The sequence below is a fragment of the Flavobacterium anseongense genome, from assembly GCF_021608185.1.
Taxonomy (GTDB): domain Bacteria; phylum Bacteroidota; class Bacteroidia; order Flavobacteriales; family Flavobacteriaceae; genus Flavobacterium; species Flavobacterium anseongense.
The window spans coordinates 209,012-225,802 of sequence record NZ_JAKIHN010000003.1 but is presented as its reverse complement, the minus strand read 5'-3'; the positions used below and the strand labels follow the sequence as shown (position 1 = coordinate 225,802).

The window sequence follows — 16,791 nt, the reverse complement described above, 5'->3', positions numbered from 1 at the left end:
TGTATTCAGTCTTAATAAAAGATTGTAAATCATTAATAAAGAAATGAAATTAGATAGAAAAGAAATCCTTTCAGCATTGGAAACCATTACCATTGCCGGCGAAGGAAAAAATATGGTTGAAAGCGGCGCGGTAAAAAACGTCCTGACTTTTGGCAACGAAGTGGTGGTTGAATTAGTCATTGCAACTCCTGCTATGCACATTAAAAAACGTGCAGAAGAGGATATCAAAAAGCTAATCCACGAAAAATTTTCACCTGACGCTGTGGTGAAAGTGAATATCAAAGTGGAAACCCCAACCCAAAATCCGAACGAAATCAAAGGAAAAGCAATACCGGGAATCAGCAATATTATTGCCGTAGCTTCAGGAAAAGGTGGCGTTGGGAAATCTACAGTAACTGCAAATCTAGCCGTGACTTTAGCCAAAATGGGATTCAAAGTCGGAGTTTTAGATGCCGATATTTACGGTCCAAGTATGCCGATTATGTTTGATGTGGAAAACGAAAAACCAATTTCGGTTGAGGTTGACGGCAAATCCAAAATGAAACCAATCGAAAGCTACGAAATAAAAATTCTTTCCATCGGATTCTTTACGGCGCCAAGCCAGGCGGTTATTTGGCGTGGGCCAATGGCATCCAAAGCCTTAAACCAAATGATTTTTGACGCCGATTGGGGACAACTGGATTTCATGCTAATCGATTTACCACCAGGAACAGGCGATATTCATTTGTCAATCATGCAATCGTTGCCAATTACGGGAGCTGTTGTTGTGAGTACGCCGCAAGCCGTAGCTTTGGCGGATGCCAAAAAAGGAGTTTCGATGTTCTTATCAGACAGCATAAACGTTCCTGTTCTCGGAATTATAGAAAATATGGCCTACTTCACTCCGGAAGAATTGCCAAACAACAAATATTACATCTTCGGAAAAGAAGGAGCCAAAAACCTGGCGGAAGATTTACAAGTGCCATTTTTAGGTGAAGTTCCGTTAGTGCAAAGTATACGCGAAGCCGGAGATTACGGTCGTCCTGCAGCCTTGCAAACCGCATCGGTAATTGAAAGAGTTTTTGAAGAAATTACAAGAAATGTGGTTCAGGAAACGGTAAACAGAAACGAAAGTTTGCCACCAACAGAAGCTATCAAAATAACAACTATGGCTGGTTGCTCAGCCGTTAAAGGAAAATAAGATGACACACGAAGAATTGACTTTAAACATCGAAAAAGCATTGGATGAAATCAGACCTTTTCTGAACTCTGATGGCGGTGACATTAGCTTGGTTTCCATTGAAGATGAAAAGCACGTAAAAGTGCGTTTGCAAGGAGCGTGTACTTCATGTAGTTTGAGTATCAGTACGATGAAAGCAGGAGTAGAAACTACGATTAAAAAGTACGCACCACAAATAGAAACGGTTGTAAATATTGCCTAACGTCATCCTGAGTTTGTCGAAGGATTGGGCGTTACCCTGCGGGTCGGGCTTTCCGTTGCAATCTTTTTATAAATTCCCACGGGTTTTAACCCGCGGTAATTTATAAAAAGGATTTCCACTGCAATCCCTAACGCATTTTTTATAACAATGATAAAAATCATAAAATAAGTGTTCCGGTTAAAAGACCTTTGTGCCTCAGAACCTCAGAACCTCAGAACCTCAAAAAATGATCGAAACAGATATACTAATAATCGGTGCCGGACCAACCGGACTTTTCGCTGTTTTCGAAGCGGGATTATTAAAACTTAAATGCCATCTTATTGATGCACTGCCACAAATTGGCGGGCAGCTTTCTGAATTGTATCCAAAAAAACCTATCTACGATATTCCGGGTTTCCCCGAAGTATTAGCCGGCGATTTGGTTTCCAATTTAATGGAGCAAATCAAACAATTCCAACCCGGATTCACCTTAGGCGAAACCGCCGAAACCATCGAAAAATTAGAAGACGGAACTTTTATAGTTACCACAAATCAGGGAACAAAACATCACGCTAAAGCTGTTGCTATTGCCGGTGGGTTGGGAACTTTTGAACCTAGAAAACCTATCCTTAAAGATCTGGAATTCTACGAACAAAACGATAGAGGTGTAGATTATTTTATAAAAGATCCTGAAAAATACAGAGGGAAAAATGTTGTGATTTCAGGTGGAGGAGATTCTGCTTTAGACTGGAGTATTTTCCTAACCGATGTAGCAGCTTCAGTTACTTTAGTTCACCGAAGAAATGAATTTCGTGGCGCTTTAGATTCGGTTGAAAAAGTGCAGGAATTAAAAAATTCAGGAAAAATTAAATTAGTAACACCTGCCGAAGTTATTGGTTTCAAAGGTTCGGAACGAATTGAATCAGTTGACATCGAAATTAATGGTGCCCGTATGAACGTGGCGACCGACTACTTTATTCCGCTTTTCGGATTAACACCAAAACTTGGCGCTATTGCCAATTGGGGTTTAGAAATAGAAAAAAATGCTATCAAAGTCAATAACGCTTTAGATTATCAAACCAACATTGACGGGATTTATGCTATAGGTGATGTCAATACCTATCCCGGAAAATTAAAACTAATTTTGTGTGGTTTCCACGAAGCTACTTTAATGTGTCAAAGTGTTTACAACCGGATTAATCCCGGAAAAAAATATGTATTAAAATACACCACAGTTTCCGGAGTTGACGGATTTGACGGAACAAGAAAAGAAGCTGAAAAAGCCGTAGTAAAATCAATCGAATAAATGTCACAAGACGTTACTATAAAAATTACCGACCGCCAAGGCGTAACTCACGAAGTACAGGCACCAACGGATATGAACATGAACGTCATGGAGCTCATTCGTGCCTACGAACTAGCCGAAGAAGGAACTATTGGGATTTGTGGTGGCATGGCAATGTGCGCTTCTTGTCAGTGTTATGTCTTGAACGATGTTATTTCGTTAGAAAGAAATCCCGATGAAGAAGCCATGCTTTGGGAAGCTTATCATGTAAAAGAAAACAGCCGGCTTGGTTGTCAAATCTCAATTACGGAAGCCATAGATGGATTGGAAATAGAAATTGCACCAGAGCAATAAAAAACCAGTTCCAAGCTTAATTTTTAATAAACTGTAATGTTTCAGAGGTAGTTTCTTTCTTTATTTGGATGAAATAAAGGCCATTTAATAATGAAGAAGTATCAACCGTTAAATCATTTGATGTAGAAATGTTAGCCTGAATTACTCGTTGTCCCAAGGTATTATAAATGCTAAAGGAATCAGGCAAATCTTGTTCGTTAGACAAATTGATAACAACAAAATCGGTCGCCGGATTTGGATAAACGGTAATAATTTGGTCATACTGATTTTGAGCTGTCGACAGTGAAGAGCAGTCGAAGTTAGATGTGAAAGGCGAAAACCAGCGCAGCGCATCGGTCAATATGGAACTGCTTTCCGAGCTTGATGCATCCCTGCAAACCCAAGCACTTACCGTATTGCCCGAAGGACAATTTTCCGTGATAGCAAATCCTTCAATATTGGTATTTCCGGATGGCGTAGGAAGAAAATACTCGGTATTCATATTTAATTTTCGTTCTGAGCTGACTATTGTAGAAGCTAATGTTACAGCTTCAAGTGTATTGTCGCCGGTGTTATGCAAAATATACAATAGTCCGGTTGAACCATCAAATGATAAATCACAACTTTCGGTTCTGTTTGTTTTGTATTTTCCAACAAAGGCAAAATCATTAGTAACATTCGGATTTACATCAAAAACCCAAACATAGCCTCCGTTTTGATGTGCAATAAATAATAATCCACCCATTCCTTTTTGTGAAATATAAGGTAAACCGGTTGTCTGACTGATAAAATTTGCCTGTGTCAAAAAAGCGTCGGCAATAAAACAAATGCCTTCCGGTCCTGTATTTCCAGTGTCAGTCATTGTTGACGGAGATTGTAATAAGTCCCAGCTTTTGGCTTGAGTAACTGTTCCAAAATCACTTGTATGGGTATACTTTCTGATTTCATAATTATTTTCATCAATAGTATAAAATGCACTTTCAGCTGTATTTGCCATTGTAATGCCTTCCGGTCCGCCGGAAATAGATTTATTGCCAATTTGCGAAAAGGAATTTGTCCCCGAATTATACTGTAATACTCTAACGCGACCACTATTCTGAACCAGATACAAACGATTCGTATCTTTATTCCAATATAATCCACTGGCTTCATCAATTCCTGATGAACTCATTGTAGCTGTTAAATTAATGCCGGAACTCCAAGCTGCAGCAGGCCAATTATTTTGCGAAAATACAGGCTGTATTATAGCTAATAATAGAATTATTCGGATGGTTTTCATCTATGATGATTTATTGGTTAAATAAACTTACTTCAACCAAATATAAAAAGAATATCTTTTAATGAAATAATAAATGAGATGAACTAGAATTAATTGAAGGTTAATCAGCAATTTTAGTTCTGGCCACAGGCAAAAGGCGCTCGACAAATTTTGCATACGCTACCGACGAAGGATGTAAGCCATCAGTAGCTACTAATTCTGGCTGAACTAATCCCAATCGGGTAATATCAGTAATAGTGATAAAGGTTATGTTGTTTGCATTACAGTAATTTTCGGCAAACGCATTATAGTTGTCAATCTCTGTCGAAATGGTTGTGTTTCCATTTCCAAAAGGCGTAAAAGCATAATCAGGAATCGAAACTACAATTACATTATTTTTATCACCTTTAGCTTTTTGAATCGCAGTGTTTACCAACTCCGGGAATTCCTGTTCATAAAGACTAAAAGGTTGATGCTGGTATTGATTATTTACACCAATTAAAAGAGTCACTAAATCATAATCATTGGTTGGATTTTCAGCAGCAATTGCCGATTTTAAATTAGTTGTTGTCCAGCCTGTTGTCGCAATAATTTTGACCTGAAAAGTGTCGTTTGCATTTAAGTATTTCCCAATACTGTCTTTAAGTTGAACCGGAAAACGACAGGTTTCACAAACACTTTCTCCAATAGTATAACTGTCGCCAAGTGCCAGATATTTGTAGTTTTTAGTTGCGATTATGGCAGCACTATCAGTGCTGCAATTTTGAAAAAAAAGTCCAATTATGCTGAAAAACACTATTTTCCAAATGATTTTCATAAGTTAGGCTAACTCTAAATTAGCAGTAATTTTTTCTTCTATAGCATCCCAAAGCCCGATTCTTTTTTCGAGCGCCAAAATGGAGACTTCCTCAACGTCTTTCCATTTGTGTTCGTCTTCCTGACAAAGTTCTGTAATCATTTGCATTGCCATCGGACCATGCTCGTCAGCATCTAATTCGATATGTCTTTCAAAATAATAAATCAGTTTTGACAAATCAGTTTCAGGGAAATTCTGCTGGAAACTCTTTAGAATTTCAGTAAACATATTCGGAATCAAATCTTCTCTTCCAAAGGTAAAAGCAGCGGCTATTTTATGTGTTTTCCCTTCTTCGATAACACGAAATGTAAAGTCTAAAAAAGCTTTCGTTTTTGGATGTAAATCACTTTGTTTGATTGCTACAAATATATTGTTGGTCTCTATAACTTTTTGCAAAAATGTTTCTAATTGTATTGTTTGTGCGCCGCAATCTTTCATAGCATCTACATACATTTCAAAATGACTTAAGCGCTTTCCGTCCAAAGTCAAATCACTTTCTTCAGCCAAGACAATTTCGTTTATTAAATAACGTGTATCCGGATTTTGAGAAGCAAACCAAGGTGTTGTTGTACAAGTTAATTTGCTTTGTAAAGCTTTGAGTAGCGACATAAAATCCCAAACGGCATAGACATGACCTTCCAAAAACTGATGCAAATCATCCAATGTTTTTACTTTTTCGTAAAGTGGATGTTGCAGTAAAATGTCTTTCTGTAATTGGATTTTTTGGTTGATGATAGAAATGTTCATAGCTTAATTTTTTAATATATACGGTTACAATTCACCAAAGGATTTACCTTCTGTCAGTTTGACCTAAAGCTTCTTGTGAAAACAACGTAAAAGTAAAAATGCTTCCCGTAAATGAGAAGCATTTTGTATCAATTTTATCTATTGTTTAATCTTATTTAAAAGCCGGAATTCCGGTAATATCAGCGCCGGTAATCAACAAATGAATGTCGTGCGTGCCTTCATAAGTTATAACTGATTCGAGGTTCATGCTGTGACGCATGATTGAATATTCTCCTGTAATTCCCATTCCACCAAGAATCTGACGTGCTTCACGAGCAATATGAATTGCCATGTCAACGTTATTTCTTTTTGCCATCGAGATTTGAGCAGTGGTCGCTTTTCCTTCGTTTCTTAAAACACCAAGTCTCCAGGTTAGTAATTGTGCTTTAGTGATTTCGGTAATCATTTCGGCTAATTTCTTTTGTTGTAATTGTGTTCCGGCGATTGGTTTGTCAAACTGAATTCTTTCTTTAGCATATCGTAAAGCGGTATCATAACAATCCATTGCAGCGCCAATAGCACCCCAGGCGATTCCGTAACGAGCTGAATCCAAACACATCATTGGCGCTCCTAATCCCGATTTTCCGGGCATAAGGTTTTCTTTCGGAACCTTTACGTTATCAAAAATCAATTCACCTGTTGCCGAAGCACGAAGTGACCATTTATTATGCGTTTCAGGAGTTGTAAATCCTTCCATTCCTCTTTCTACAATCAATCCGTGAATTCTTCCTTCTTCATTTTTCGCCCAAACTACTGCAACGTCCGCAAACGGAGCATTCGAAATCCACATTTTGGCACCATTCAACAAATAATGGTCGCCCATGTCTTTGAAGTTGGTAGTCATGCCGCTCGGATTTGAACCATGATCAGGTTCTGTCAATCCAAAACAACCCATAAATTCTCCGGTGGCTAATTTTGGTAAGTATTTTTGACGCTGTTCTTCGGTTCCGAATTTCCAAATCGGATACATCACCAATGAAGATTGTACTGATGAAGTCGAACGAACGCCGGAATCTCCACGCTCAATTTCCTGCATGATCAAACCATACGAAATTTGGTCTAAACCGGCACCGCCATATTCCTCAGGAATGTAAGGTCCAAATCCACCAATTTCACCCAAACCTTTGATGATTTGCTTCGGAAATTCAGCACGCTGAGCATACTCTTCAATAATAGGAGAAACTTCACGTTTTACCCAAGCGCGAGCCGAATCACGCACTAATTTGTGTTCTTCCGTTAGTAAATCATCTAAATTGTAGTAATCCGGAGCTTGAAATAAATCTGGTTTCATTTTATAAAATGTTGGTTTACGAAAACGTTTGCAAAGCTACATAATCTTAATTAAAATCTCAATCAACAATTGTTATAATTTTGAAGTAATCTCCAGCTGTCAGTTATATCTTTTTAAATTCGGTTTTTTTGGTAAGCAGGAATTCCAAAATAGCCAATTCATCTTTTTCGATTACTGTTTTTGATTGTGGATCAGCATCACAATAGTTTAGAAACTTCGGAACTTCTTCATTTTTTAATTCCAGCGTTTTAGAAAAGAAGGTTTCGTCAAAGTTTGCTTTAGCATATTCCTTAAAGCTTATTTTTTCTTCAGGAGTTTTAGGTTTTGGATTTTTGCTTTTAAATAATTTTCCAATCATTTTTCCAATCTGAATAAAATCCATTCCAAGTGGAATTTCTCCGGTATAAATATCCTTATTTACCGGGTTTGATTGCTGGTTTTCGAGTTGCGCCATCTTTATGCCATTATAGGAAGTGGATTCAAGTTTTATGGCTTTAACCTGTCGTATCACAACTTCTTCCAAAGGGAACGGTTTCTCGATGAGTTTAATAAACACCGAGTTTTTCTCAAAATCTTTAGCGGTCAGTGTATATTGCTGATCGGCAAAATTATCAGACATAAAAATTAGGATGTCGTTGACTTTAGCTTCAATTTTAAACTCGCCTGAAGTATTGGTTTGAGTGAGTTTTCGGGTGGTAAAATTGATTACTTCTACGTTTTTCTGATAACTATCCTGATAGGAAACTTTACCATGAATGAGTTTTTGTTCTTGAGAAAAGCATACAAAGGAAATCGATAAAAATAATATGGAAATAAATTTTGACATGGCATTTAAATAAGGGTTTGACATTAAATATAAAGTTAGTCAAATCCCGTCACTTAAATTCAGAATGGTTTGTTAAAGTTGAACTTACATCTTCAGATAAAAATCCTTTGTCAAAGCGATGTAGTCTTCGGTATATTGATGACGTGCGGTTTCAATAATCAATTCGTCAACAGCAATGTCTTTTTTAATTCTGGAAAAAGCGAGCAAACTTCTTTTGATTTCGGTAGATGGTGTTCCTTTTACGCGGGTAATTTTAAAAGGATGTAATTCGAAATCCTTGGTTAAGGAAATGAATTTTTCTTCTTCTTTAAACGGAATGATAACCGAGAAGATACCGTTTTCCGAAAGTAATAAATGAGCAGCTTCAACCAAATCTTCAAAAGGTAAAGCATCAGCAAATCGGGCTAAATCCCGTTGCTCATTTTCGGTTTTGTAATCTTCAGTATAAAACGGCGGGTTTGAAATGATAATGTCGTACTCGTCTTCGGGTTCATCCATAAATTCGTCCAACCCGGCATGAAAGCAAAACAATCTGTCACTCCAAGGTGAATTTTCAAAATTTTCGACGCATTGTTCAAAGGCATTTTCGTCTATTTCGATGGCATCAATTTGTTCAGCGTGGCTTCTTTGAGCTAACATCAACGATAAAATCCCGGTTCCGGAACCAATATCCAAAACGGAAAAAGGATTATTTTCAATTGGACACCATGCTCCAAGCAAAACACCATCGGTGCCGACTTTCATAGCGCAACGATCTTGATTAACGGTAAAATTTTTAAATGAAAATTTAGCCAAAATTCCAATATTTAAAATTCCAAATTCCAAAAATTTGAAATCAGGTTTAATTAGGATGTTTTTGAAATTATAGTCGAAAGTATCTTTCTCAATTCTTCAACTTCATAAATTAAATTTTCAGAAAGAAATATAAACTCAGGATTTAACTCTTGAAGTAATTGAAGCCAATATTTTGATTCTTTAGCTTCTTTTCTTGCAATTTTCAATCGAAAAGATAAATCTTTTTCACCAAGTTTTTCATTTGCCTCAATATAATTTGCTCCAACAGAACCTGATGATCTAATTAATTGCTTTCCGTCTTCAATATTTGATATAGTCTTGGGTAATTTTTGAATATATAGTCTACACTCTTTAGCAAACAAAAAAGTTCTTTCTTCTAAATCATACGGTTTGTCCATATTATTGGAATTTGGAATTTTAAATATTGGAATTTAGCTAAAGATACATTTCAACTAAACCTTCCGGCAAATCCATGATAACCTTTTTGTTTTCTCGGTCGATTTTTACCAAAAACTGGTCAATCATCGGAACAAGAATTTCTACACTTCCGTTAGTAACTTCAAATAAAGGCTGAGCTGTTGTGTCATTTATGGAAACAATTTTTCCGAAAACGCCTAAACGCTTGTCTTCGATTTCGAACCCAATGACTTCGTGAAAATAAAATTTATTGCCTTCGAGTTTTGGCAACATATTTAAGGGAAGATAAATTCCGCATCCGAGAAGCGTGTCGGCTTCAGCTTCGGTATCCACATCTTCAAATTGCACGCGAAGGAAATCATTTTTGTGCAATGAACTGTTTTCAATAAAAAATGGAACCAGATTATTGTTGAATTCAACAAATACTGATTCCATGTTTTCATATAATTCGGGTTCGTCTGTATCTAAATAGATGAGTACTTCCCCTTTGAAACTAAATTTTTTAGCAATTTTACCTAAATAGAAACAATCCTCTTTACGCATAATTGCTTGAAGTATTATGCTTCAGTTTCTTCGCTAGCTTCTTCAGCAGCAGGAGCTTCCTCAACAGCAGGAGCTTCTTCAGCTACAACTTCCGGAGATTCTTCTACAGCTACTTCAGCAACAACTTCTTCTGTAGCAACTTCAGCAGCAGTTTCTTCAACGGCAACTTCAGTTACAGCTTCAGGAGCTTCGTCAGCAACAGCTTCAACAGCAGTTTCTTCAGCAACTTCTTCTTCTACTACTTTTGCAGCTTCAATAGCGGCATTAGCACGTTTCTCATTAGCTTCTTTTTCAGCTTTTAAAGCTTTCGCTTTAGCAGCAGCTTGTGCTTTTGATAAACCTTCTTTTTTAGAATCAACTTTTCCGGCTTTTTCTTCCAACCATTTAGCTAATTTAGCATCAGCTTGTTCTTGAGTTAAAGCTCCTTTGCGAACGCCACCATCAAGGTGATGTTTCATCAAAGCACCTTTATAAGAAAGGATTGCTCTAGCTGTATCAGTTGGTTGTGCTCCATTGTGTAACCATTGAACCGCTTGGTCAAGGTTTAAATCAATAGTTGCAGGATTGGTGTTTGGATTGTAAGTTCCTAATTTTTCAAGGTATTTACCATCTCTTTTTGATCTAGCATCTGCGGCTACGATCCAATAAAAAGGCTTTTGCTTTTTACCGTGTCTTTGTAATCTAATTTTTACTGACATAATCTTTTTGATTAATTTGAGGTACTCGACCTCGTTATTTTTAAGGGTGCAAAGATAACTTTTTTTTGAAAACAAACTAATCGAATCGCATCTTTTTAAATATTAACTTGCTGCAACATCTCACTTTAACATTATTTTTTTAAAATTTAGTTAGCATTTTTACTTTAAAAAGTTATTTTTGTGGAGTAATACTTTAAAAATGAAAAGATTTTTGTCCCTATTTATCGCTGTTGTGGCTTTTTCTTCCTGCCAGGAAGATGTGAAATTTAATAATCCTGGTTTTCAAGGGTTAAAAGACGACGTTTTTTGGAGAGCCAATGACGCAAGAGCTTATGTTGATGCATCGGGTAAATTAAGTATCGAAGCACTCACAACATATGAAACAGTTACTTTGAACACAAGTAGTGCTAACGTTGGTACGTATGTTTTAGGTACTACAAATATCAATAACTCGGCAACTTATTCTTCTAATCTTAATGATATAGAATTAGAATATGCTACCATTGCTGTTCCGGGTCCAACGGGAAGCATAAGTTTAACTAATGGAGGAACCGGTTATAGCAGTGGTACTGCTGTTGCTACAACTGGCGGAACAGGAAGCGGATTAACAGTTAATACTACTGTCAATGCCTCTGGAGTTGTTACTGCCGTAACGATTGCTACTCGTGGTAGTGGCTATTTAGCGGGAGATTTAATTACTGTTGCCGGAGGAAATGTTAATTGCAGAATTAGAGTTACCAATGTTCAAAACAGTAATGGTGAAATTAAAATCACAGAATATGATCAGGTGAATTTCACGATTACAGGTAAATTTAAATTCAATGCAGCCAATTCAAACGGAAATCCTTTTGGCAATCCCATATTAAATTTCCAGTACGGGGAATTCTATAAAATACCGATTTATCCATCAATATAATTTTGAGTAACAAATAAAACTAAAACCTTTGATATTAAGGAAATGTCCAGTGGACATTCGGTTTTTATTTTGGTTAGGCTTTAGGTATTTTTCAATTACAATAAAAGAGGCATTTCGATGCCTCTTTTTTGTTTTTCTGTTAATTAAATAATAAAGTCCAAATTAATAGCAGTTTACGCTTTTTTTAAACTACATTTGTAAACGAATTTTAAATATATAATATGAATATTTTTGTTGGAAGCCTTCCGTTCAGTATTGACGAAGCAGATTTAAGAGAGTCTTTTGAGGCTTATGGAACAGTTGACTCTGTTAAAATTATTACTGATAAATTTACTGGAAGAAGTAAAGGATTTGGTTTTGTTGAAATGTCTAATGATGCAGAAGCTCAAAAAGCTATTGATGAATTAAACGGAGCAACAGTTGAAGGGCGTACTATCGTAGTTAACAAATCGGAACCAAAACCGGAAGGAGAAAGAAGATCTTTTAACAATAACCGTTCAGGTGGTAGTTACAGCGGTGGAGGAAACTCTCGCGGTGGAGGAGACAGAGGAAGATACTAGTTTACACACTATAATAAATAATGAAGCCATCTCAATTGAGGTGGCTTTTTTGTTTTTTGTTGATAACTAAAATTCATTTTTTGACGGCTAAAATGTATTTTTGTTTTTATCATAACACTTGCTTTTGGCTAATGCCTTTTGCCTAATCCCTTGCTTGCATGTATTTAATTTTCGATACCGAAACTACCGGTTTGCCAAGAAGTTGGTCGGCTCCAATTACCGATACCAATAATTGGCCAAGATGCATCCAGATTGCCTGGCAGTTGCACGATGAGTTGGGAAATCTTATTGAGCATCAGGATTATTTAGTCAAACCCGAAGGTTTTAATATTCCTTTTGATGCAGAAAGAATTCACGGAATTTCAACCGAATTAGCCGAAGCCCAAGGAATAGAATTAAGAGAAGTTTTAGAAAAATTCAATACCGCTTTATCAAAATCAAAATTCATCGTCGGACAAAATGTTGGCTTTGATGTCAATATTATGGGATGCGAATTTTACCGAATGGGAGTGCAATCTCAAATGAGTTCGATGCCGGTTTTAGATACCTGTACCGAAGTTACAGCCTCGCTTTTAAAACTGCCCGGTGGTCGTGGCGGGAAATTCAAATTGCCAACTTTAACCGAGTTACATCAATATCTTTTCGGAACGCCATTTGCGGAAGCACATAATGCAACTGCCGATGTTGAGGCAACCACACGTTGCTTTCTGGAATTGATCAAAAGAGAAATTTTTACCAAAGAAGAGTTAGATGTTCCTGCCGATTATTTTGAAAGATTCAGTAAAAATAATCCAAAGGAAATTCAACTAATCGGATTGAAACACATCAATCTGAAACAAGCTTCAGAAGAAATTCGCAAACAGTTTCAAAAGAAAGAAGAAGTTGTAACGCCAACACAGGAAGAAAAGGGAGTTCATCACAGTTTAGCTGATGTTGATTTTGTTCATCTGCACAATCACACCCAGTTTTCAGTGTTGCAATCCACAATCAGCGTAGCCGATTTGGTAAAAGCGGCTGTTGCCAATAAAATGCCTGCTGTTGCCATGACGGATCATGCTAATTTGATGGGTGCTTTTCATTTCGTTCGTGATATTTTATACCATAATAAATCGGCCGCAGCCAAAAATAAAGCTTCGGAAGAAGCCGGAGAAGCACCAACGGAAACTATTATCAAACCTATTGTAGGTTGTGAGTTTTACGTTTGTGATGACTTAAAAGACAAATCACGAAAAGACAATGGTTACCAAATTGTCTTCTTAGCTAAAACTAAAAAAGGTTATCACAATTTGGCCAAATTATCGTCCATAGCTTATACCGAGGGGTTTTATTATGTACCAAGAATTGATAGAAAAACCATTCAGCAATACAAAGAAGATATTATTGTTTTGTCCGGAAATTTATATGGAGAAATTCCAAGTAAGATTTTAAACATCGGTGAAAACCAAGCCGAAGAAGCGTTGCTTTGGTGGAAAGAACAGTTTGGAGACGACTTCTATCTCGAATTGATGCGTCACAAACAAGAAGACGAAAATCGGGTAAATACTTCGCTGATTGCATTAGCAAAAAAACACAATGTAAAAACCGTTGCAACGAATAACGTTTTCTATATCAATAAAGAAGATGCGAATGCTCATGATATTTTATTGTGCGTTCGAGATGGCGAAAAACAATCAACGCCAATTGGTCGAGGTCGAGGTTATCGCTACGGATTAGACAATCAGGAATATTATTTTAAGTCGGGAGAAGAAATGAAAAAGCTCTTCCATGATTTACCTGAGGCGATTACCAATACACAAGAAATCGTAAATAAAATTGAAATCTACGATTTGTCACGCGATGTTTTGCTTCCAAAATTTGAGATTCCAGATGAATTTTTAGTAGAAGAAGATAAAGCAGATGGCGGCAAACGTGGAGAAAATAAATACCTGCATCATTTAACGTATGAAGGCGCGAAAAGAAGATACGCCGAAATCACACCTGAAATTAAAGAACGCATTGATTTTGAATTATTGACAATCGAAAATTCAGGTTATCCGGGGTATTTCCTAATCGTGCAGGATTTCATCGCCGAAGCCCGAAATATGGGAGTTTCTGTAGGCCCGGGTCGTGGTTCTGCCGCTGGTTCTGTTGTAGCGTATTGTCTCGGAATTACCAATATCGATCCCTTGCTATACAACCTGCTTTTTGAGCGTTTCCTTAATCCGGATAGGGTTTCACTTCCCGATATTGATATCGATTTTGATGACGAAGGAAGAAGCAAAGTAATGGATTATGTAATCCAGAAATACGGTTCCAAACAAGTGGCACAAATCATCACATACGGAACAATGGCAACCAAATCAAGTATTCGTGACACCGCAAGAGTTATGGATTTACCGCTTTTTGAAGCCGATAAAGTAGCCAAGTTAATTCCGGGAATGATGCCGTCAAAATGGAATTTAGCCCGACTTTTATCCGAAGACGAAGCCTTAATCAAAAAGACATTAAGACCTGAAGAGTTTGACAGAGTAAGAGAATTAATTTCACTTTCCAAAGAAGGAAGTTTGTGTTCCGATACTATAAATCAGGCAAAACATTTAGAAGGGAATCTAAGAAACACCGGAATTCACGCCTGCGGTGTTATCATCACACCAAGTGATATTACCAATTTCGTGCCGGTTGCAACCGCCAAAGATTCGGATTTATTTGTTACCCAATTTGACAACTCAGTAGTAGAAAGTGCCGGATTATTAAAGATGGACTTCTTGGGACTGAAAACCCTAACGCTGATTAAAGACACTGTAAAACTGGTAAAATACAGAACAGGAAAAGATTTAAATCCAGATGAATTTCCGATAGATGATGTGAAGACATATGAGCTTTTCCAGCGTGGTGAAACAGTGGGGATTTTCCAATACGAAAGTGCCGGAATGCAGAAATACATGAAGGAATTAAAGCCTACAGTTTTCGGCGATTTGATTGCGATGAATGCGCTCTATCGTCCGGGACCAATTGCTTACATTCCGAGTTTTATCAAAAGAAAAAATGGGGAAGAACCAATCGAATATGATTTAGAAGCATGCGAAGAATTACTTAGTGATACCTACGGAATTACCGTATACCAAGAGCAGGTAATGCTTCTGTCCCAAAAATTGGCAGGATTCTCTAAAGGTGATGCCGATGTTTTGCGTAAGGCTATGGGAAAAAAACAGAAAGATGTTTTGGATAAAATGAAACCAAAATTTATCGCACAAGCCGAAGCCAATGGACATCCGGCAGAAAAACTGGAAAAAATCTGGAAAGACTGGGAAGCGTTTGCCGAATATGCTTTCAACAAATCACACTCAACTTGTTATGCCTGGATTGCCTATCAAACGGCGTATTTAAAAGCCAATTATCCGGCTGAATATATGGCGGCGGTTTTATCCAACAACATGAGCGACATCAAGCAGGTTTCGTTCTTTATGGAGGAATGCAAACGAATGGGATTGCAGGTTCTTGGACCTGATGTGAATGAGTCGTTTTATAAATTCACAGTAAACGATAATTACGCCGTTCGTTTCGGAATGGGCGCTGTTAAAGGCGTTGGTGCGAATGCTGTAGATACAATTGTTCAAAATAGAAAAGACGAGCCTTATAAATCAATTTTCGATTTAGCTAAAAAAATTGATTTGCGTGCCGCCAATAAAAAAGCATTTGAAAGTTTGGCATTAGCCGGCGGATTTGACTGTTTTCAAAACACACATCGTGCGCAATATTTCCATATTGAAGGCGAAGGAATTACATTTTTAGAAAAAGCAATTCGATATGGTTCTAAATTTCAGGAAAATGAAAATTCATCTCAGGTAAGTTTGTTCGGTGAAAGCAGCGATGTTCAAATTGCAGAACCTATTGTTCCGCCATGCGAGGAATGGAACACGATGGAAAAATTAGCCAAAGAGAAAGAAGTGGTTGGAATTTACATATCGGGACATCCGTTAGATGATTACCGATTTGAAATGAAATATTTCTGTAACAGTAAGCTGGAGAATTTAAAAGACCTCGGGAATTACATTGGCAAAACACTAACTTTTGCCGGAATTGTAACCAACGTTCAATACCGAACAGCCAAAAACGGGAAAGATTGGGCGATGTTCACTTTAGAAGGTTACGATGAAAGCCACGAGTTTCGAATTTTTGATGAAGAGTATTTAAAGTACCGCCATTTCTTGGTCAACAACCAATTTGTTTACTTTAAAGTAACCATAAAAGACGGTTGGGTAAATCGGGAAACCGGAAAAAAATCAGAGCCAAGAATTCAATTTACAGATGTAAAACAATTGCAGGATGTACTGCCACAGTTTGCCAAAAAACTGAGTATTCAAATGGATATTAATGAGCTACATAAAAATGCAATTGAACAATTAAATAAGGTTTTCCAATCAAATAAAGGTGATAACTCTGTAACTTTTGAAATCGTCGAGTTTGATAAAGCAAAAGCAGTTCCTGAAATTCTTCCGAAAGTTGAAGCGGTTGATGAAGAAAATTTTGAAGTTGAAAGCCTTGAAGAAATTGATATTGAAATTCCGGTTGTTGAAGAAGAAATTCAAGTCGTGACTAAAGTTTCATTACCAAGCCGAAAATTGAAAATTAAAATATCCAACGAATTACTGATTGAGTTGGAGAAAATGCAGGTAAAATTTAGGTTGAATTAAAATCAGAAAATCAGATTGAACACATCTATTTGGACTTCTAAAAACCTCGTGATTTTCAGATTATTTATCTAATTTTAATTATTGTTTTTCTTTTTTTATCTTTCAAAAATTAGTATGTTTGAAGCAATTCGTTCAAAAAAAAGGATTTAACCTT

Annotated in this window: 16 protein-coding genes; 7 read left to right on the top strand and 9 right to left on the bottom strand. The window is 36.9% G+C overall.

What is annotated here, in order from left to right:
* Positions 1–43 precede the first annotated feature (43 nt).
* The 4 genes from L1S35_RS06115 to L1S35_RS06100 all read left to right on the top strand — a co-directional run bounded on the left by L1S35_RS06115 (position 44) and on the right by L1S35_RS06100 (position 3,039).
* Positions 44–1,180, top strand: a complete 1,137-nt coding sequence (locus L1S35_RS06115; RefSeq protein ID WP_236397899.1) for an Mrp/NBP35 family ATP-binding protein — start codon at positions 44–46, stop codon at positions 1,178–1,180.
* Between the two features lies 1 nt (position 1,181).
* Complete coding sequence (locus L1S35_RS06110) at positions 1,182–1,421, top strand: NifU family protein (RefSeq protein WP_236397896.1); 240 nt, start codon at positions 1,182–1,184, stop codon at positions 1,419–1,421.
* A 226-nt stretch (positions 1,422–1,647) separates the two neighbouring features.
* A complete protein-coding gene (locus tag L1S35_RS06105) occupies positions 1,648–2,706 on the top strand; it encodes an NAD(P)/FAD-dependent oxidoreductase (RefSeq protein ID WP_236397893.1) in 1,059 nt (352 codons plus the stop codon).
* The gene (locus L1S35_RS06100) at positions 2,707–3,039 is read left to right on the top strand and encodes a 2Fe-2S iron-sulfur cluster-binding family protein (RefSeq protein ID WP_236397891.1); all 333 of its coding nucleotides are present in this window, start codon (positions 2,707–2,709) and stop codon (positions 3,037–3,039) included.
* Between the two features lie 16 nt (positions 3,040–3,055).
* Here L1S35_RS06100 and L1S35_RS06095 read toward each other — a convergent pair whose 3' ends face one another.
* From L1S35_RS06095 to L1S35_RS06055, 9 genes are all read right to left on the bottom strand, one after another.
* Positions 3,056–4,297 (bottom strand): T9SS type A sorting domain-containing protein, encoded by a 1,242-nt coding sequence (locus L1S35_RS06095; RefSeq protein ID WP_236397889.1) that lies wholly within the window; start codon positions 4,295–4,297, stop codon positions 3,056–3,058.
* A 100-nt stretch (positions 4,298–4,397) separates the two neighbouring features.
* On the bottom strand, positions 4,398–5,093 hold the full coding sequence (locus L1S35_RS06090; protein ID WP_236397886.1) for an SGNH/GDSL hydrolase family protein: 696 nt from the start codon (positions 5,091–5,093) through the stop codon (positions 4,398–4,400).
* Positions 5,094–5,096: 3 nt separating this feature from the next.
* The gene (locus L1S35_RS06085) at positions 5,097–5,879 is read right to left on the bottom strand and encodes a DUF3050 domain-containing protein (RefSeq protein ID WP_236397883.1); all 783 of its coding nucleotides are present in this window, start codon (positions 5,877–5,879) and stop codon (positions 5,097–5,099) included.
* Positions 5,880–6,030: 151 nt separating this feature from the next.
* Positions 6,031–7,209: an acyl-CoA dehydrogenase family protein gene (locus tag L1S35_RS06080; protein ID WP_236397880.1), complete on the bottom strand. Its 1,179-nt coding sequence runs from the start codon at positions 7,207–7,209 to the stop codon at positions 6,031–6,033.
* 103 nt (positions 7,210–7,312) lie between these two features.
* Positions 7,313–8,059 carry a BamP family beta-assembly machinery protein gene (locus tag L1S35_RS06075; protein WP_236397876.1) on the bottom strand — a complete coding sequence of 249 codons (747 nt, stop codon included), beginning with the start codon at positions 8,057–8,059 and terminating at the stop codon, positions 7,313–7,315.
* 60 nt (positions 8,060–8,119) lie between these two features.
* Positions 8,120–8,779, bottom strand: coding sequence for a tRNA1(Val) (adenine(37)-N6)-methyltransferase (locus tag L1S35_RS06070; RefSeq protein WP_236397873.1), 660 nt, complete (start codon positions 8,777–8,779; stop codon positions 8,120–8,122).
* Positions 8,780–8,880: 101 nt separating this feature from the next.
* Positions 8,881–9,228 carry a four helix bundle protein gene (locus tag L1S35_RS06065; protein WP_236397870.1) on the bottom strand — a complete coding sequence of 116 codons (348 nt, stop codon included), beginning with the start codon at positions 9,226–9,228 and terminating at the stop codon, positions 8,881–8,883.
* Between the two features lie 37 nt (positions 9,229–9,265).
* Positions 9,266–9,790, bottom strand: a complete 525-nt coding sequence (rimM, locus tag L1S35_RS06060) for a ribosome maturation factor RimM (protein WP_236397866.1) — start codon at positions 9,788–9,790, stop codon at positions 9,266–9,268.
* A gap of 14 nt (positions 9,791–9,804) precedes the next feature.
* Positions 9,805–10,488, bottom strand: a complete 684-nt coding sequence (locus tag L1S35_RS06055; protein WP_236397863.1) for a 30S ribosomal protein S16 — start codon at positions 10,486–10,488, stop codon at positions 9,805–9,807.
* A 199-nt stretch (positions 10,489–10,687) separates the two neighbouring features.
* On the opposite strand from L1S35_RS06055, the gene L1S35_RS06050 reads away from it, so the two are divergent.
* The 3 genes from L1S35_RS06050 to dnaE all read left to right on the top strand — a co-directional run bounded on the left by L1S35_RS06050 (position 10,688) and on the right by dnaE (position 16,637).
* Complete coding sequence (locus L1S35_RS06050) at positions 10,688–11,404, top strand: DUF6252 domain-containing protein (RefSeq protein ID WP_236397860.1); 717 nt, start codon at positions 10,688–10,690, stop codon at positions 11,402–11,404.
* Between the two features lie 221 nt (positions 11,405–11,625).
* Complete coding sequence (rbp, locus tag L1S35_RS06045) at positions 11,626–11,964, top strand: RNA-binding regulator (protein ID WP_236397858.1); 339 nt, start codon at positions 11,626–11,628, stop codon at positions 11,962–11,964.
* Positions 11,965–12,122: 158 nt separating this feature from the next.
* Positions 12,123–16,637, top strand: a complete 4,515-nt coding sequence (gene dnaE, locus L1S35_RS06040; RefSeq protein ID WP_236397853.1) for a DNA polymerase III subunit alpha — start codon at positions 12,123–12,125, stop codon at positions 16,635–16,637.
* Positions 16,638–16,791: the final 154 nt, after the last annotated feature.